Raw genomic sequence first — 17,508 nt, 5'->3', positions numbered from 1 at the left:
CTGCCCACCCAAGGACCCGCCCCAAGGACCCAGTGACAGATGAATGAACTTCGTGATCCCCATTCCCCCCAGACCCTGCATTTCGCGGATGAAAAGGGCGCGTCGCGGTCCAAATGGGTGGCGGGCATCCTGGCGTTGGCGTTGACGGCGTGGATGGGCAGCGGCTTTATCCTGCCCGCCCCGCCCCAGGAGGCCGATGCCCCCGTCGACCGGGTCGAGGCGATCACCGTCGCCGTTCGCGACAGCCGCGCCGAAGATGTGACCCAGGTCTTCACCGCCGAAGGCCAGGCACAGCCCGACCGCCGGTCGATCCTGCGGGCCGAAATCGACGGCGACGTCGCGGTCCTGTCGGCGCAGCGTGGGGAATACCTGGCGCAAGGCGACATTATCGCCCGCCTTGGCACCCGCGAGCAGGAGGCCGACGTGGCCCGCGCCCGGCAGGAACTGGCCGCCGCGCAGCGCGATTTCGACAATGCCGAAACGCTGCTGGAACGCGGGGTGGCCACGACCGACCGCGTGTCGCAGGCCCGCGCGGCGCTGGCGCGGGCGCAATCGGACGTGACGCGGGCCGAGGAAGGGATCGATTCCGCAGTCATCCGCGCCCCCTTCGACGGACGGCTTGACGCGCTGGACCTGGAAGAGGGCGCCTATGTCCCCGCCGGGACCGAAATCGGCACGATGCTGGACATCGATCCGCTCAAGATCGTCATCCAGGTTCCCCAGCAGGCCCTGTCGCGCATCCGCGAAGGCGGCAGCGCGACGGTCCGGTTCATCACCGGACAGGAAATCGAAGGGACCGTCGAATATGTCAGCAAGGATGCCGTCACCGAAACCCGCACCTTCCGCGCCGAGATTCGCGTCCCGAACCCCGATGGCAGGATCGCCTCGGGGCTGTCGGTGACGGTGACGATCCCCACGGGGCAGATGTCGGCGCATTTCATCTCTCCGGCGATCCTGTCGCTTGGGACGGACGGGCAGCTGGGCGTCAAGACCGTGCAGGATGACGACACGGTGGCGTTTCATCCGGTGGTGGTCGAACAGGCGCAGACCGACGGGGTCTGGGTCAGCGGCCTGCCGGAACAGGCGCGGATCATCACCATCGGACAGGGTTTCGTCAGCGCCGGCGAACCGGTCGTGCCCACCCCCGAGGATAACGAAGGGGACGCCGGATGAACGGGCTGATCGACGCTGCCTTCGACCGCGCGCGGGTGGTCGTCATGCTGCTGGTGCTGATCCTGGCGGTCGGTGCGCTGACCTATGTGGCGATCCCCAAGGAAAGCTCTCCCGAGATTCCGATCCCCACCGTCTATGTCTCGACCTCGCTGGAGGGCATCGCGCCGGAAGACGCCGAACGCCTGCTGGTGGAACCGCTGGAAACGGAATTGTCGGCCCTGACCGGCCTTGAAGGGGTCACCGCCACCGCCGCCGAAGGCTATGCCAGCGTGCAATTGGAATTCGAGCCGGGCTTTGACGCCGATGCGGCCCTGGACAAGGTCCGCGAGGCCGTCGATCGCGCCAGCAACGAATTGCCCGAGGATGCGACCGATCCCGTCGTCACGGAAATCAACACCGCCCTGTTCCCGATCCTGACCACCATCCTGTCGGGACCCGTCCCTGAACGCACGCTGAACGCGCTGGCCGATGATCTGAAGGACCGGCTGGAGGGGGTGCAGGGCGTCCTGGAGGTCGATATCGGCGGGGAGCGGGTCGAGCTGCTGGAGGTGCTGATCGACCCCACCGTCTTCGAGACCTATGACATCTCGTTCGACGAACTGATCGGCCAGATCAACCGCAACAACCGCCTGATCGCGGCCGGCGCCATCGAAAACGGCGCAGGCCGCATCGTTCTGAAGGTGCCCGGCCTGATCGAGGATCTGACCGACCTGATGGAACTGCCCGTCAAGGTGCGCGGCGACACGGTCGTGACCTTTGCCGATGTGGCCACCGTCAGGCGCACCTATGAGGACCCGTCGGGTTTTGCCCGCATCAACGGCCAGCCCGCCCTGGCGCTGGAAATCAAGAAGCGGGTCGGCGCCAACATCATCGAGACCGTCGCCGCCATCCGCACCGAGATCGAAGCCGCGCAAGCCGACTGGCCCGACAGCGTGCGCATCAACGACATGCAGGACGAAAGCGAACAGGTCCAGACCATGCTGTCGGACCTGGAATCCAACGTCATCGCCGCCGTGCTGCTGGTGATGATCGTGATCGTGTGGGCGCTTGGGCTGCGATCCTCGATCCTGGTGGGGCTGGCCATTCCGGGGGCCTTCCTGGCGGGGGTCTCGGCGCTTTATTTCATGGGGCTGACCATGAACATCGTGGTGCTGTTCAGCCTGATCCTGGTGGTGGGAATGCTGGTCGACGGCGCCATCGTCACGGTGGAACTGGCCGACCGGCTGCTGCACGAAGGGCTGTCGCCCAAGGCCGCCTATGCCCGCGCCGCCAAGCGCATGTCCTGGCCCATCATCGCATCCACCGCGACGACGCTCAGCGTGTTCTTCCCGCTGCTGTTCTGGTCGGGGACGGTGGGCGAATTCATGAAGTTCCTGCCCATCACCGTGATCCTGACCCTGTCGGCATCGTTGTTCATGGCGCTGGTCTTCATCCCCGTCGTGGGCGGCGTCATCGGCCGCCGTCAGCCGCAATCGGCCCGCCAGAAGCGCCAGATCACCGCCGCCGAAACCGGCGATCCGCGGGACATGACGGGGGCCGCGGGGGCCTATGTCCGCGCGCTGGAATGGGCGATCCTGCGTCCGGGGCGGACGTTGGCGTTCTCGGTGATGCTGCTGGTGGGGGCGTTCCTGGCCTATGGGCAGTTCGGCAACGGCATCAACTTCTTTCCCTCGATCGAGCCCGATTTCGCGCAGGTCGAGGTGCGGGCGCGCGACAATTTCTCGATCTATGAAAAGGACGCCCTGGTCAGACGGGTCGAGGACCGGCTCCTGTCCTATGACGATGTCCACAGCGTCTATGCGCGCAGCGGATCCAGCCAGCAGGCCGACGAGGAGGTCATCGGCACCATCCAGCTGGAACTGACCGAATGGGACACCCGCCCCCCCGCCGAACAGATCGCCGACCGCATCCGGCGCGACATGGCGCAGATCCCCGGCATCGACGTGCAGGTCCAGACCCAATCGGGCGGCCCCGCCGCAGGCAAGCCCATCAGCCTGGAGATCGCCGCCCGCGACCGCGACCTGCAGGCGCAGGCGGTCACCGCCATCCGCGACCGCATGGACCGGATCGGCGGCTTCACCGACGTGACCGACACGCGCCCCCTGCCCGGCGTCGAATGGGCGATCACGCTGGACCGGTCCGAGGCCGCGCGCTTCGGCGCCGACGTCGCCCTGTTGGGCCAGGCCGTGCAACTGCTGACCCAAGGCATCACGGTGGCCGAATACCGCCCCGACGACGCCGAGGGCACCGTCGACATCCGCGTCCGCTTTCCCGCCGGCGACCGCACGCTGGCGGAACTGGAAAGCCTGCGCGTGCCGACCAGCTCGGGTCTGGTGCCGGTCACCAATTTCGTCACATTCAGCCCCGCCCCGCGCAGCGGCACCATCAAGCGGGTCGATGAACGGCGCGTGACGACCCTTGCCGCCAATGTCGCGCCGGGCCTGCTGGTCAATGACCAGATCGTGGCCCTGCGCACGGCGCTGACGCAGATGGACCTGCCCGACGGCGTCACCTGGTCCTTTGCCGGCGAGGCCGAGGATCAGCAGGACGCGATGATCTTTCTGGTGGGGGCCTTCGCGGCGGCCATCGGCATGATGATCGTGATCCTGGTGGTGCAGTTCAACAGCTTCTTCCAGGCCTTCGTCGTCATGACGGCGATCATCTTTTCGGTGGCCGGGGTGCTGCTGGGCCTGCTGATCACCGGGCGGCCCTTCGGCATCGTCATGGGCGGCATCGGGGTCATCGCGCTGGCAGGGATCGTGGTGAACAACAACATCGTGCTGATCGACACCTATAACGACCTGCGCAAGACGGGCATGTCCCCGCCCGAGGCCGCATTGCGCACCGGCGCCCAACGCCTGCGCCCCGTCATGCTGACATCGGTCACCACGGCCCTTGGGCTGATGCCCATGGTCATCGGCGTCAGCATCGATTTCTTCCGGCGCGAGATCATCTATGGCGCGCCCTCGACCCAGTGGTGGACGGAACTCAGCGCCGCGATCGCGGGGGGGCTGATGGTGGCCACCGCCCTGACGCTGATCGTGACGCCCGCCATGCTGATGCTGGCCGAACGCGCAGGCGCATGGCGGCGCAGGCGCAAAGAGGCGCGCCAAAGCCGCAAGGGGCTGGACAATCGCCGCGGCCCGGGCCGATTGTCCCAAGACCTGCCCCGCTGACAAAGGCCTGACCCATGACGGACGTGCTGCTTCTGGCCTTCCTGTTCCTGATCGCGGGGGTGGTGTCGGTGCCCATCGCGTCGCGGCTTGGGCTCGGATCGGTGCTGGGATACCTGATCGCGGGGATCATCCTCAGCCCGGTCCTGGCGGTGCTGCATGTGGACGTCCTGTCGATCCAGCATTTCGCGGAATTCGGCGTCGTGATGATGCTGTTCCTGGTCGGGCTGGAGCTGGAGCCCAGGCTGCTGTGGGACATGCGGATGCGCCTGCTGGGCCTGGGCGGTCTGCAGGTCACGCTCAGCGCCGGCCTGATCGCGGGGGCCGGGATCCTTCTGGGGCTGGCCTGGCCCACGGCGCTGGCGGTCGGGCTGATCTTCGCGCTGTCATCGACCGCGATCGTGCTGCAGACGCTGACCGAAAAGGGGCTGATGAAAAGCGATGGCGGGCAGGCGGGGTTTTCGGTGCTGCTGTTCCAAGACATCGCCGTCATCCCGATGCTGGCCCTGCTGCCGCTGCTGGCGGTTCCCGGTGGCGGCGATCACGCGCCGGATGCGGGTCATGGGGGCGGCATCTCTCTGGTCGAGGGGCTGGAGGGGTGGCAGACCGGCATCGTCACGCTGCTGGCCATCGGCCTGGTGATTGCGGGCGGCACCTATCTGACGCGCCCCGCCTTCCGCTTCATCGCCCAGGCCAACCTGCGCGAGATCTTCATCGCCGCCGCCCTGACCTTCGTGATCGGCACGGCACTTCTGATGTCGCTGGTCGGCCTGTCGCCGGCGCTTGGCACCTTCCTGGCCGGGGTGGTGTTGGCCAACAGCGAATACCGGCACGAATTGGAAAGCGATATCGACCCCTTCCGCGGGCTGCTGCTGGGGCTGTTCTTCATGACCGTCGGCGCGGCCATCGATTTCGGCCTGCTGGCCCGCGAACCCCTGGTCATCATCGGGCTGGCGCTTGGCGTCATGGCTCTCAAGGCGGGGGTGCTGCTGGCGCTGGCGCGGGTCTTCGGCGTGCGCGACGAACAGGGCTGGCTGTTCGGCATCGGGCTGGCGCAGGCGGGTGAATTCGGCTTCGTCCTGATCTCCTTCGCGACGACCAACGCGGTTCTGCCCGACACCATCGCGCCGCGCCTGACGCTGATCGTGACGCTGTCGATGATGCTGACGCCGCTGATGTTCATCCTCTATGACCGGGTCATTTTGCCCCGATACCGCTTTGCCGAACCCACCGAGGCCGACCAGATCACCGCGCCCAGCCATATCATCATCGCCGGACACGGGCGTTTCGGCGGCATCATCAACCGCATGTTGCTGAGCGCGGGCCATGAAACGACGGTGCTGGACCATTCCTCGGCCCAGCTGGAAATGCTGCGCGCCTTCGGGGTGCGGGCCTTTTACGGCGACGCGACCCGCCCCGACCTGCTGCGCGCGGCAGGGTTGGAAACGGCGACCGTGCTGGTCATCGCCATCGACAACCGCGACCAGGTGACCGAGATGGTGCGCTATGTCCGCCAGACCTATCCCCATGTCCACATCACCGCCCGCGCCCGCGACCAGAGCCATGTCTATGAGCTGTGGGCCGCAGGTTGCCGCGATGTCATCCGCGAAACCTTCGACAGCGCCGTCCGCGCGGGCCGTTCCGTCTATGAGGCGCTTGGCGTGCCCAAGGATCAGGCCGAACAGACCGCCCGCAGCTTTGTCGCGCATAACCAGCGCACCATCCGCGAGCTGGCCGATCTGCACGACCCCGACACCCCGCCCCAGCACAACGCCGCCTATCTGAAACGCGCGCGCGAGCTGATGGAGGAACAGACTGCCCAGCTGCGCGCCCGCGGCGCATCCCAGGTGGACGGCGATTTCTGACGCGCGACGATGCAGTTTTTTCCCTTTGTCGGAAAATATTGCCCACCCGGTTTGACGCGGGGCAGGTGCTGGGCCACAAACGGCACAAAGGTCGATCTGGGGGGAATGACGACATGAGCTATCTTGGAATCGATCTGGGCACATCCGGCCTGCGGGCCCTGCTGGTCGGGGATGACGGTCAGCCCGTCGGCGCGGTCGAAAGCCATTACCACGCGCGCAACCCCCATCCCGGCTGGTCGGAGCAGGACCCCGCCGATTGGATCGCGGCCTTTCGTGACGCGATGGGCCAGCTGCGCGACCGTCACCCCGAATTCAGCGACCTGCGCGGCATCGCGGTCGGAGGTCACATGCACGGCGCCACGGTCCTGGGGGCCGATGATCAGGTGCTGCGGCCCTGCATCCTGTGGAACGACACGCGCAGCCATGAACAGGCAGCATCGCTGGACGCCCAGCCCGAGTTTCGCGCCCTGACCGGCAACATCGTCTTTCCGGGCTTTACCGCGCCCAAGCTGGACTGGATGGCCGCCCAGGAACCCGACCTGCGCGCCCAAGTCGCGCATGTCCTGCTGCCCGCCGCCTATCTGAACCTGTGGCTGACGGGGGAGCATGTCGGTGATCTCTCCGACGCGTCGGGCACCAGCTGGCTGGACACGGGCGCGCGCGACTGGTCCGACGATCTGCTGGCGCGCACGGGCCTGGACCGCGGACAGATGCCCCGCCTTGTCGAGGGCAGCGAACCCGCCGGCCAGCTGCGCGCAGAGCTTGCCGCCGAATGGGGTCTGCGCAACCCCGTCACGGTGGCGGGCGGCGCGGGCGACAATGCCGCCGCGGCCTGCGGGATCGGGGCCATGACCGAGGGCGCGGGGTTCGTCTCGCTTGGCACATCGGGGGTGTTGCTGATGGCCCGCGACGGCTATCGCCCTGCGCCCGAAACCGCGCTGCACAGCTTCTGCCATGCGGTTCCGGACACCTGGTACCAGATGGGCGTCATGCTGTCGGCCACCGATTGCCTGAACTGGCTGGCCCGCATCACCGGCGCGACGCCCGCCGACCTGACCGCCAATCTGGGCGATCTGCGGGCGCCCGGCGCGGTGCGGTTCCTGCCCTATCTGTCGGGCGAACGCACCCCCCACAATGATCCGCGCATCAGGGGCAGCTTTACCGGCCTGGCCCTGGCGACCGACCGCGACGACATGACCCGCGCCGTGCTGGAGGGTGTGGCCTTCGGCCTGCGCGACAGCCTCGAGGCGCTGCGCGCCACGGGCGCCCGTCCCGACAGCCTGATGGCGATCGGCGGCGGCGCGCGGTCGCGTTACTGGTTGCAGGTGATCGCGACCGCGCTGGACGTCACGCTGGACCTGCCCGCGGGCGGGGAATTCGGCGCGGCCCTGGGGGCGGCCCGGCTGGCGATGGTGGCATCGGGCGCGGGCGACGTGGCGCAGGTGATGACGCCCCCGCAGATCACCGACCGCGTGGCACCCGACCCCGCGCTGCGCGGGGCCTTCGATGATGCCTATCAGGGCTTTCGGGCCGCCTATCCGGCGATCCTGACCGCTCAGAGGTAATTGCGCGCCACCGCGATCGCCACGGCCTGGGTGCGGCTTTTCGCACCCAGCTTGGCGCAGGCCTTCAAGGCGCGCTGCTTGACGGTGGATTCCGCGATCCCCAGCAGCGCCGCCGTTTCCTGCTGGCCCTGCCCGTCGCGGAAACAGCGCAGCACGTCCAACTCCGCCGTGGTCAGCGCGGCGCGGTTCAGCACCATGTCCGTCCACAGGTGGAACTTGGCCGAACAGCGCGCGATCTCGTCATCGGTGAATTCGCGTTCGGGATGGGACAGGGTCAGGAAGGACCGCTTTCCGGCCACCTTGCGGGAAATCGCCACGCCGTAATTCAGCCTGAACTTCTTGGCCGCCGACATGACGCCGCGCAGGTCGGGGATGCGCACCTCGGACCAGCGGGCGGCCCCGTCATGGGTCATCGTCCACATCGCGATCGGATCGCCGAAGAAATAGTTGCGGTCCTCGTAGATCTTCCGCCAGGCGTCGGGATAGGCGTTGAACAGGTGTTCCGGCCCCCGATAGGTCAGGTTGAAACCCATGATCCAGCCGCTTGGCGCAAGCGCGTGCATCTGGGCGATCTCGTCGTCGAAATTCGGTATCAGGTCGTTCAGCATGGCATGCCCAAGTTGCGTGACCTGCAGGATATGCCTTTTCGGACATACTGAAAAGGCAGGTCGTGCCGTTTTCACAAGACAGACACATCTTTGACGCGCACCCTTTCCGGCGTTGATCACGCCCAAAAGGAGACATGCGATGATGGCACATATCAAGGAACCCAAACTGGCCACCGCCGAGTTCAGCCGCGACATGGTCGAAACCATGCTGACCTATTTCGACGCCTATGCCGATGGCGGCGTGCTGCAGGTCGAGGTGACCTCGTGGGGGTTGTGGCTGCCCAACAAGGTGACGGGCGGACGCCAGTTCCTGGGGCTGGCCAAGCTGCCCGACGGCATCCGGCAGTAAGGGGGGCATGACCATGACACGCACCCCCGCCGCCGACATCACCGTCGAACTGATCTGCCTGCCGCGCGACATGGCGCGGTTCGATCTGGTCACCAGCTTCTTCAAGCTGCGCAAGCAGATCTTCGTGGACCGGATGGCCTGGCCCCTGCATCACGCCGAAGGGATCGAGTTCGAGCAATACGACACCTTCGACACCGTCTATGTCATCGCCCATCGCGATGGGCAGGCCGTGGGCGGTGCGCGCCTGAAGCGCACCGATACCAGTTTCGGCGCGGGCAAGGTCGTCTATTCCTACATGATCCGCGACGCCCATCTGGGTCTTCTGCCCGGCATGCCGACAAATCTGTGCCACGAGGACCCCCCCGTCGATGCCGGAGCGTGGGAACTGACCCGCTTCGCGGCCCTGCCCCTGCCCGGCCTTGCGGAGAGCATTCTGGAGGCTGCCAACACGCATCTTCACGCGGCGGGCGCCAGCGATTGCCTGTTTCTGGGGCCGCCCGCCTTCCTGCGCATGGCCGCGCGGCTTGGCTGGACGCCGCGTCCGATGGGGGACCTGGTGTCGAATGACGACGGCAAGTTCCTGGCCTTCGCCTGCGCCGTGCGCGGCCCTTCGGCGGCGATGACGGTCTAAGGGTGGCTGGCCTGCCGGGCCGGTCGGCCCGGCAAGGCGTCCCTGCGACGCAAAGACCCCGCCCCGATGCGGGCACGGATGCCCCGCGACAGGGCATCGATCAGGATCGTCACCAGCGCGGTGGCGACCAGGATGACGAGTGCGCGGTCCATGCGCAGCGCGACGATGGCGTCGTCCAGATAGAACCCGAGCGTCGCCACCCCCAGAAGGCCCAGGATGGCGCTTTCGCGGATGATGATCTCCCACCGATAGAGGCAGAGCGCGACGAAACTGCCGAACAGGCGCGGCACGATTTCCCACCCCCACAGCGTCAGGCCCCGCGGCGCGTCGGGGCGCAAGGTCAGGTCGCGCGCCTGCCGTCCCAGCAGATGGCCGATGATCGCCCCGTTATGCAGCCCAAGCGCCAGGACGGCGGGCAGCATGGATGGCCCGAAGACCTGCAGGAACAGATAGGCCAGCATGTATTCGGGAAAGGACCGCAACAGCACCAGCACCAGATGCCCCAGCCAGGCCCCGACCCGTCCGCTGACGCGCGGCACGATCAGCGCCTGACCCACGAAGGCCAGCGCCCCCGCAAGGATCAGCGACAGCTGCGCGACGACCAGCGTCGCCCCCAGTCCCGGCAGGATCGACCCCGTGGTCAGGTCCCAGAGCCAAGGCCACAGCCCCGCCGGATCGCCCGCACGCAAGGGGGCCGGGATGATGTCCTGGCTGAGGAACCGCCACAGCGCCCCTTGCCCCATCGGGGGCGATGACACCTGTGTCAGCACCCCGACCGCCAGCGCCAGCCAGGCCAGCGCCAGCCGCGGACGCATCCATTGCCGCACGGTCGCGATCAGCAGGATATAGATCGCCATGACCGCGCCCGCCGCGCCGTAATCGCCCTGCTTGAAGAAGCTGTCCAACTGATAGCCAAGCGTCGGCAGCCCCACGAAACCCAGGACCGCCGAAGACCGCAGCCCGCATTCCAGCCGATAAAGGGCATAGCTGACCATCTGCGGCCGCGCCAAGGGCGCGCGCGCCCAGAGGAACCGGGTCAGCGGATCGACCCCTGCCCCCAGCCAGCGCGAGGGCCGGGGATCGGCCTCGTCCAGAATCTCGGACAGGACCTTGGCAAAGATCCCCGCATAGGGCAGCGCGATGGCCAGAAGGCCCGACCAGACGCTGATGCCGAAGACCTGCAGCAGCAGCAGCGCCCAGAACAGTTCGTGCACGGATCGCAGGGCGATGGCCAGCCAGCGCACCGGCCGCAGCCGATAGAAGGGCGCCAGGACCAGCCCCGCCGCACCGCCAAGCGCCACCCCCGCCACGGCAAAGGCGATGGTCAGCGCGACCGCCCATCCGATCTGTTCGACCGCCGTGAAATCGGGGGCCAGGAAACCACGGGCCATGCGGCCCAGCTCGGCCCAGGGGTCATGGCCGGCGGTGGCGAAATCGACGAAGGGCAGGCAGATCAGGGCAAGGCCCAGGAACAGGGCCACGACACCGCCACGCGACACGCTAGCGGGCATAGAGCGCCTCGGTCCGGGCGGGGGCCAACTGATCTGCGGGCAGGTCAAACAGAACCCGGCCATCCTTCAACCCGATGATGCGGGTGGCGAAGGCACGGGCGATGGCCACGTCATGCAGGGCCAGGATGGCCGTCGGAAAGGCGTCGCGGATCTGATGCGCCAAGGCCAGCGCCTGACGCGGATCGACGGCGGACAGCGGTTCATCCCCGACGATCACGTCGCCCCCGCGATGCAGCGCGCGGGCCAGGGCGACACGCTGCTGCTGGCCGCCCGACAGGGTCTCGACCGCGCGATCGGCCAGATCGGTCAGGCCGACGCGAGCCAGATCGGACAGGGCCGCCGCGCGGTCGCTGCGCGACGGGCGGATCAGCGTGCGCAGGTTGCGCAGCGCGCCGTGATCGTCCAGCCGCCCCATCAGCACGTTGCGCAGCGCGGAAAGCTGGGGGACCAGCGCGTGATCCTGGGGGACCAGCGCCACCCGCAGGTCGCGGGCCAGCAGGCTGTCGCGCAACGCGCTCAGCAGCGTGGATTTGCCCGAACCGCTGCGCCCCAGCAGCGCGACCCGCTGGCCGGGGGTGATGGCCAGGCGCAGGTCGCGCAGCACCGGGGCGCCGTCATAGCCGAGATCGACCCCGTCCAGCAGTTGCAAGCGATTACTCCAGCAGATCCAGCTGGCGCCCGACGGCCTCGATCGGGGCATAGTCTTCGTTGGTGGCGGGCACGAAGGCGTTGCGCGGGAAGGCGGCCAGCAGCGCGGGGTCCGTCATGCCGATCAGGGCGGCCTGGACGCGGTCGGCGAAACCCTCGCCCCAACGGGCATCGACATCGCCGCGGATGGTCCAGTTGTAATCCGGATAGGGCGGCGTCTTCCAGATGACCTTGGCGGTCTCGACCTCGGGGGCGCCTTCGGTCACGGCCTGGTCATAGACGGTGAAATTCAGCGCACCGACCTGCCAGGCGCCCGATGCGACCAGACGCAACGTCTGTGCGTGATCGCCCGAGAACCCGACGCGACCGAAGAACTCCTCGGGGGCCTCGCCGGTCTGTTCGCGGATCTGGTATTCGGGCATCAGCCGCCCCGAGGTCGAGGTCTTGGCACCGAAGGTGAAGGACATGCCGCGGGCCGCTTCGGGGAAGCCTTCGGATTCGGTCAGGCCGGTTTCGGTGTTGGCGATGAAATAGGTGACGAAGCTCTGATCCTCGTCGCCCTGCGCGATGGCGCGGGCATCGGGAACCAGCAGCCGCGCCTGCACGCCCGAAAGGCCGCCGAACCAGGCCAGCTGGACCTGGTCGTTGCGAAAGGCCGTGACGGCGGCCGGATAGGATTTCACCGGCACGAATTCGACCGGCACGTCCAGTTCCTGCGACAGGTAATCGGCGACCGCGCCGAAGCGTTCGGCAAGGCGCGTTTCATCATCGTCGGGAATGGCCGAGAAATAGAGCGTGTCCTTGGCATGGGCGATGCCCGCAAGCGACAGGCAGGCGGTGACGGCCAGGGCGGTCAGACGCGACAGGAACATGGGCGGAAATCCTCAGGGTGGCAGGGGACTGCGGGTGGCGGAACACGGCGAAAGGGGGGATAAACGGCGGACCCCGCGCAATGGCTGGCCGGGTCGCGCACCGTGTCGTCAAGCCACCGCCACGCGGTGAAGCCACAGGGCCCAAGCGCACACGGCGCATTGGCTTTTCACCGCCCTCTTAGCAAGTCCGCCCGTCCCGGCGCAAGAGATCGTGAACAGGCCCCCTGCGACCTCACGCGCAGGTCAACTCCCCTTGACTTGGGTGCAACCGGGGCGGACAATAAAGGAGTACCTATCAATGATGACAGGCAGATGGAGGGTCCCATGAACATTGACCTTTCGCGCCGCGGCTTTCTGAGGCTGGCGGGTGCGGGGGTTGCGGCAACGTCGCTAGGAGCCTTGGGCTTCGGCGAAGCCGAGGCAGCCGAGGCCGCGCATGTGCGCGCCTTCAAGCTGGCCACGACGACTGAAACGCGCAACACCTGCCCCTACTGCTCGGTGGCCTGCGGGATCATCATGTATTCCAAAGGCGACGTGAAGGCCGGCGAAACCGCCGAGCTTCTGCATATCGAAGGCGATGTCGACCATCCGACGAACCGCGGAACGCTGTGCCCCAAGGGCGCGGCGCTGAAGGATTTCGTCCTGGCACCGACCCGCCTGACGCAGCCCCGCGTCCGCCGTCCCGGTTCCGACCAGTTCGAGGAGATTTCCTGGGACGAGGCGCTGGACGACATCGCGCGCGCGATCAAGGACGACCGTGACCAGAACTTCATCGCCACGAACGATGCAGGCGTCACCGTCAACCGCTGGACGACCGCAGGTTTCCTGGCCGCGTCCGCAACCACCAATGAAACCGCATGGCTGACCTACAAGACGGTCCGGTCCATGGGGATAGTCGGCTTCGACAATCAGGCACGCGTCTGACACGGCCCTACGGTGTCCAGTTTGGGCCCAACATTTGGCCGTGGCGCGATGACCAACGCGTGGACCGACATTAAGAATACCGACCTTGTGGTCGTGATGGGCGGCAATGCCGCCGAAGCGCATCCGTGCGGCTTCAAATGGGTGACCGAAGCCAAGGCGCATCGGGGTGCCAAGCTGATCGTGGTCGATCCGCGCTATACGCGCACGGCATCGGTCGCGGATTACTATGCGCCCATCCGTCCGGGCAGCGACATCGCGTTCCTGATGGGCGCGATCCGCTGGTGCATGGAAAACGACAAGGTCCAGTGGGAATACGTCAAGAACTTCACCAACGCCGCATTGCTGGTGAAGGATGAATTCGGCTGGAACGACGGTCTTTTCACCGGCTATGACGAGGAAAAGCGCGATTACGACAAGTCCAGCTGGGACTACCAGATCGGCGAGGACGGCTTTGCGCTGACCGACCCGACCCTGCAGGACCCGCGCTGCGTGTGGCAGCTGCTGAAGAAGCATGTCGACGTCTATACGCCCGAATTCGTGGAAAACATCACCGGCACGCCGCGCGACAAGTTCCTGACCATCTGCCAGATGATCGGCGAATGCAGCGCGCCCGACCGGACGATGACCTCGATGTACGCGCTTGGCTGGACCCAGCATTCCAAGGGTGGCCAGAACATCCGCGGCATGGCGATGCTTCAGCTGATCCTGGGCAATATCGGCGTGCGCGGTGGTGGCATGAACGCGCTTCGCGGGCATTCCAACATCCAGGGCCTGACCGATCTGGGCCTGATGTCGAACCTGATCCCGGGATATCTGAACATCCCGACGGAAAAGGAGCCCGACTGGCAGACCTACATGTCGACGCGCGACTTCAAGCCGCTGCAGCCGGGTCAGACAAGCTATTGGCAGAACTATTCCAAGTTCATGGTCAGCTTCATGAAGGCGATGTGGGGCGATGCCGCGACGCCGGAAAACGATTGGGCCTTCCAATACCTGCCCAAGCTGGACGTGCCGTCATACGACATCCTGCGCATGTTCGAGCTGATGGACCAGGGCCGGGTGAACCTGTATTTCTGTCAGGGCTTCAACCCGATGCTGTCCTTCCCCCACCGGGGCAAGATCACGACGGCACTGTCCAAGCTGAAGACGCTGGTCGTGATGGACCCGCTGGAAACGGAAACCTCCAATTTCTGGCAGAACCACGGCATCCACAACGATGTGGATACCGCGTCCATCCAGACCCAGGTCTATCAGCTGCCCACGACTTGTTTCGCCGAGGACGAAGGCGCGCTGGTCAATTCGGGTCGCTGGCTGCAGTGGCACTGGGCGGGGGCGACGCCTCCGGGTCAGGCCAAGCACGACACCTGGATCATGGCGCAGATCTTCCAGCGGGTGCGCAAGCTGTATCAGGAAGAGGGCGGCGCCTTTGCCGATCCGATCCTGAACCTGACCTGGAACTATGCCGATCCGAACGAACCCACCCCCGAGGAACTGGCACGGGAAATGAACGGCAAGGCCTTGTCCACCGTCTATGATCCTGCCGACGACACCAAGGTGGTGGCCGAGGCCGGCAAGCAGCTTTCGGGCTTTGGCCAGCTTCGTGACGACGGATCGACCATGGCGGGCTGCTGGATCTATTCCGGCAGCTGGACCGAGGAAGGCAACATGATGGCGCGGCGGGACAATTCCGATCCCGACGATACCGGCATGTTCCTGAACTGGTCGTTCGCATGGCCGGCCAACCGGCGGATCCTCTATAACCGTGCTTCGGCCGACATGGAGGGCAAGCCGTGGGATCCGTCCCGCAAGCTGATCGAGTGGACCGGCGAGAAATGGGAGGGTTACGACGTGCCCGACATTTCACCGACCGCGAAACCCTCCGAGGTCGGCCCCTTCATCATGAACCAGGAAGGCGTGTCGCGCCTGTTCACCCGGGGCATGATGCGCGACGGGCCGTTCCCGACGCATATGGAGCCGTTCGAAAGCCCGATGGCCAACGTCTTCAACCCGAAGATGCGTGGCAATCCGGTGGCGCGCATCTTTGAAAGCGATGCCGCGCGTCTTGGCACCAGCGACGAGTTCCCCTTCGTGGCGACCTCGTACCGCCTGACCGAGCATTTCCACTATTGGACCAAGCACAACGTGGTGAACGCCGCGCTGCAGCCCGAGTTCTTCGTGGAGATCAGCGAGGAACTGGCCGCCGAGCGGGGCATCAAGAAGGGAGGCCGCGTGCGGGTCTGGGGCAAACGGGGCGAAGTCTGGGCGAAAGCCGTCGTGACCAAGCGCCTGCGTCCCTTGATCTGCGACGGCAAGCAGGTCCATGTGGTGGGCATTCCGCTGCACTGGGGCTTCATGGGGGCTGCCAAGAAGGGCTTCGGGCCGAACAGCCTGACGCCGTTCGTCGGTGACGCCAACACGGATACGCCCGAATTCAAGGCCTTCCTTGTCAACATCGAACCCGCAGCAGAGGAGCCGGTCGCATGAAGGATACAGTCGCCGGTCCCACCACTGCGGTGTCGAACCCGCCCGTGCAGCCGATGAAGGCGTATTTCGATACGTCCGACATCGTCCGCATCTCGGCCACGCGGGATGTTCCGCAACCCGATCGTCAGCTGGAGAAGCTAGCCAAGCTGATCGATGTGTCCAAATGCATCGGCTGCAAGGCCTGCCAATCCGCCTGCATCGAGTGGAACGACACCAAGCCCGAGATCGAGGAGAACGTGGGGGTCTATGAAAACCCCCACGACCTGACCCCGAACATGTTCACCCTGATGCGCTTCAGCGAATGGGAGAACCCCGAGACCGACAACCTGGAATGGCTGATCCGCAAGGACGGCTGCATGCATTGCGAGGATCCGGGCTGCCTGAAGGCCTGCCCGGCGCCCGGCGCCATCGTGCAATATTCCAACGGCATCGTCGATTTCATCCACGACAACTGCATCGGCTGCGGCTATTGCGTCACCGGCTGTCCGTTCAACATTCCGCGGATCAGCCAGGTCGATCACAAGAGCTATAAATGCACCCTGTGTTCCGACCGGATCGCCGTGGGCCAGGGCCCGGCCTGCGCCAAGGCATGTCCCACGCAGGCCATCGTCTTTGGCACCAAGGAGGACATGAAGGCCCATGCCGCAACCCGCATCGAGGATCTGAAGTCGCGCGGCTATGACAATGCCGGGCTTTACGATCCGCAGGGCGTCGGCGGCACGCATGTGATGTATGTGCTGCACCATGCCGACAAGCCGGGCATCTATAACAACCTTGCGGATAACCCGCGGATCTCTCCGCTGGTGGAAGGTTGGAAGGGTGTGACCAAGACCGCCGGTCTGGCGGTCGTGGGGCTGGCGGCCCTTGGGGCGACCCTGCACGGCCTGTTCAGTCGCGGCAACCGCCCCGACGATCATGACGACGAGGCCGCCAAGACGCTGGTTGTCGAACATCGCGATCCTGAAAACGGAGGTCATGTCTGATGGTGCCACGTCCCTATTATTCCGAACGCGGCGATCATATCGACAGCAAGACCCCGGTGACGGTCAGCCGTTACCGGGGGTTCACCCGCATCAACCACTGGATCACGGCGGCGACGCTGATCCTGCTGGCGATTTCGGGTCTGGCCCTGTTCCACCCGTCGCTCTATTTCCTGACGGGATTGTTCGGTGGCGGTCAGATCACACGCTGGCTGCACCCGATCATGGGCGTGGTGCTGTTCTTCAGCTTCCTGCTGATGTTCGTGCAGCTGTGGCGCCTGAACATGCCCAAGCCCGAGGATGTCACCTGGACCACCCGCATCGGCGACGTGGTCAAGGGCAACGAGGACAAGCTGCCCGAGCTTGGCAAATACAATGCCGGGCAGAAATTCGTCTTCTGGGCGATGACCGGGCTGATCCTGCTGTTGATCGTCACCGGCGTGATGATCTGGCAGCAGTTCTTTGCCCATTACGTTCCGGTTCCCATGCGCCGCATCGCGGTTCTTCTGCATGCGCTGGCGGCTGTGGCGATCCTGCTGGTCTTTATCCTGCATGTCTATGCGGCGGTCTGGACCCGTGGCACCCTGCGCGCCATGACCCGCGGCACCGTCACCGGTGGCTGGGCATGGCGTCACCACCGGAAATGGTTGCGCGAAATCGCCAGCCGCGACACAAAAGGCCCGGCAGAGTAATCTGCCGAGGCTTCATCGCCGACCCCCTGTGGC

13 protein-coding genes are annotated in these 17,508 nt (G+C 66.0%); 9 read left to right on the top strand and 4 right to left on the bottom strand.

What is annotated here, in order from left to right:
• The first annotated feature begins 39 nt into the window (after positions 1–39).
• From IE00_RS14865 to xylB, 4 genes are all read left to right on the top strand, one after another.
• Entirely contained in the window at positions 40–1,173 is a 1,134-nt protein-coding gene (locus IE00_RS14865) for an efflux RND transporter periplasmic adaptor subunit (protein ID WP_072297992.1), read from the top strand.
• Complete coding sequence (locus IE00_RS14860; RefSeq protein WP_072297991.1) at positions 1,170–4,349, top strand: efflux RND transporter permease subunit; 3,180 nt, start codon at positions 1,170–1,172, stop codon at positions 4,347–4,349. Before IE00_RS14865 ends, IE00_RS14860 begins: the two co-directional genes overlap by 4 nt.
• 14 nt (positions 4,350–4,363) lie before the next feature.
• Positions 4,364–6,211, top strand: coding sequence for a cation:proton antiporter (locus IE00_RS14855; protein WP_072297990.1), 1,848 nt, complete (start codon positions 4,364–4,366; stop codon positions 6,209–6,211).
• A gap of 113 nt (positions 6,212–6,324) precedes the next feature.
• The gene (gene xylB, locus IE00_RS14850) at positions 6,325–7,776 is read left to right on the top strand and encodes a xylulokinase (protein ID WP_072297989.1); all 1,452 of its coding nucleotides are present in this window, start codon (positions 6,325–6,327) and stop codon (positions 7,774–7,776) included.
• Here the strand turns inward: xylB and IE00_RS14845 are convergent.
• Complete coding sequence (locus IE00_RS14845) at positions 7,767–8,384, bottom strand: LuxR family transcriptional regulator (RefSeq protein ID WP_072297988.1); 618 nt, start codon at positions 8,382–8,384, stop codon at positions 7,767–7,769. The genes xylB and IE00_RS14845 overlap by 10 nt on opposite strands.
• Before the next feature lie 142 nt (positions 8,385–8,526).
• On the opposite strand from IE00_RS14845, the gene IE00_RS20205 reads away from it, so the two are divergent.
• Positions 8,527–8,733: a hypothetical protein gene (locus IE00_RS20205; protein WP_158530001.1), complete on the top strand. Its 207-nt coding sequence runs from the start codon at positions 8,527–8,529 to the stop codon at positions 8,731–8,733.
• Positions 8,734–8,740: 7 nt separating this feature from the next.
• The gene (locus IE00_RS14835) at positions 8,741–9,364 is read left to right on the top strand and encodes an acyl-homoserine-lactone synthase (protein WP_072297986.1); all 624 of its coding nucleotides are present in this window, start codon (positions 8,741–8,743) and stop codon (positions 9,362–9,364) included.
• Here the strand turns inward: IE00_RS14835 and IE00_RS14830 are convergent.
• The 3 genes from IE00_RS14830 to IE00_RS14820 are packed head-to-tail and all read right to left on the bottom strand — an operon-like array spanning position 9,361 to position 12,395.
• Positions 9,361–10,875, bottom strand: a complete 1,515-nt coding sequence (locus IE00_RS14830) for an ABC transporter permease (protein WP_072297985.1) — start codon at positions 10,873–10,875, stop codon at positions 9,361–9,363. The two genes, IE00_RS14835 and IE00_RS14830, sit on opposite strands and share 4 nt — an antisense overlap.
• The gene (locus IE00_RS14825) at positions 10,865–11,524 is read right to left on the bottom strand and encodes an ATP-binding cassette domain-containing protein (protein ID WP_371328448.1); all 660 of its coding nucleotides are present in this window, start codon (positions 11,522–11,524) and stop codon (positions 10,865–10,867) included. The genes IE00_RS14830 and IE00_RS14825 overlap by 11 nt, the downstream gene beginning before the upstream one ends.
• Before the next feature lie 4 nt (positions 11,525–11,528).
• A complete protein-coding gene (locus tag IE00_RS14820; protein WP_072297983.1) occupies positions 11,529–12,395 on the bottom strand; it encodes a putative selenate ABC transporter substrate-binding protein in 867 nt (288 codons plus the stop codon).
• 324 nt (positions 12,396–12,719) lie between these two features.
• On the opposite strand from IE00_RS14820, the gene fdnG reads away from it, so the two are divergent.
• The 3 genes from fdnG to IE00_RS14805 are packed head-to-tail and all read left to right on the top strand — an operon-like array spanning position 12,720 to position 17,475.
• On the top strand, positions 12,720–15,803 hold the full coding sequence (gene fdnG / locus IE00_RS14815; RefSeq protein WP_083554458.1) for a formate dehydrogenase-N subunit alpha: 3,084 nt from the start codon (positions 12,720–12,722) through the stop codon (positions 15,801–15,803).
• Positions 15,800–16,786, top strand: coding sequence for a formate dehydrogenase subunit beta (gene fdxH / locus IE00_RS14810; protein ID WP_072297982.1), 987 nt, complete (start codon positions 15,800–15,802; stop codon positions 16,784–16,786). The genes fdnG and fdxH overlap by 4 nt, the downstream gene beginning before the upstream one ends.
• Positions 16,786–17,475 carry a formate dehydrogenase subunit gamma gene (locus IE00_RS14805; protein ID WP_072297981.1) on the top strand — a complete coding sequence of 230 codons (690 nt, stop codon included), beginning with the start codon at positions 16,786–16,788 and terminating at the stop codon, positions 17,473–17,475. Before fdxH ends, IE00_RS14805 begins: the two co-directional genes overlap by 1 nt.
• Positions 17,476–17,508 lie beyond the last annotated feature (33 nt).

The sequence above is a fragment of the Paracoccus sp. SM22M-07 genome (assembly GCF_001887735.1).
Taxonomy (GTDB): Bacteria; Pseudomonadota; Alphaproteobacteria; order Rhodobacterales; family Rhodobacteraceae; genus Paracoccus.
Note: the sequence above shows the minus strand (reverse complement) of the source record. Positions and strands in the feature narration are given on the sequence as shown.

Excerpts from the sequence above, each read along its gene's own strand:
- xylB (WP_072297989.1), top strand. The coding sequence starts at position 6,325 with ATGAGCTATCTTGGAATCGATCTGGGCACATCCGGCCTGCGGGCCCTG.
- fdxH (WP_072297982.1), top strand. The coding sequence starts at position 15,800 with ATGAAGGATACAGTCGCCGGTCCCACCACTGCGGTGTCGAACCCGCCC.
- IE00_RS14820 (WP_072297983.1), bottom strand. The coding sequence starts at position 12,395 with ATGTTCCTGTCGCGTCTGACCGCCCTGGCCGTCACCGCCTGCCTGTCG.
- IE00_RS14835 (WP_072297986.1), top strand. The coding sequence starts at position 8,741 with ATGACCATGACACGCACCCCCGCCGCCGACATCACCGTCGAACTGATC.
- IE00_RS14845 (WP_072297988.1), bottom strand. The coding sequence starts at position 8,384 with ATGCTGAACGACCTGATACCGAATTTCGACGACGAGATCGCCCAGATG.
- IE00_RS14830 (WP_072297985.1), bottom strand. The coding sequence starts at position 10,875 with ATGCCCGCTAGCGTGTCGCGTGGCGGTGTCGTGGCCCTGTTCCTGGGC.
- IE00_RS14855 (WP_072297990.1), top strand. The coding sequence starts at position 4,364 with ATGACGGACGTGCTGCTTCTGGCCTTCCTGTTCCTGATCGCGGGGGTG.
- IE00_RS14860 (WP_072297991.1), top strand. The coding sequence starts at position 1,170 with ATGAACGGGCTGATCGACGCTGCCTTCGACCGCGCGCGGGTGGTCGTC.
- IE00_RS20205 (WP_158530001.1), top strand. The coding sequence starts at position 8,527 with ATGGCACATATCAAGGAACCCAAACTGGCCACCGCCGAGTTCAGCCGC.
- IE00_RS14865 (WP_072297992.1), top strand. The coding sequence starts at position 40 with ATGAATGAACTTCGTGATCCCCATTCCCCCCAGACCCTGCATTTCGCG.
- IE00_RS14805 (WP_072297981.1), top strand. The coding sequence starts at position 16,786 with ATGGTGCCACGTCCCTATTATTCCGAACGCGGCGATCATATCGACAGC.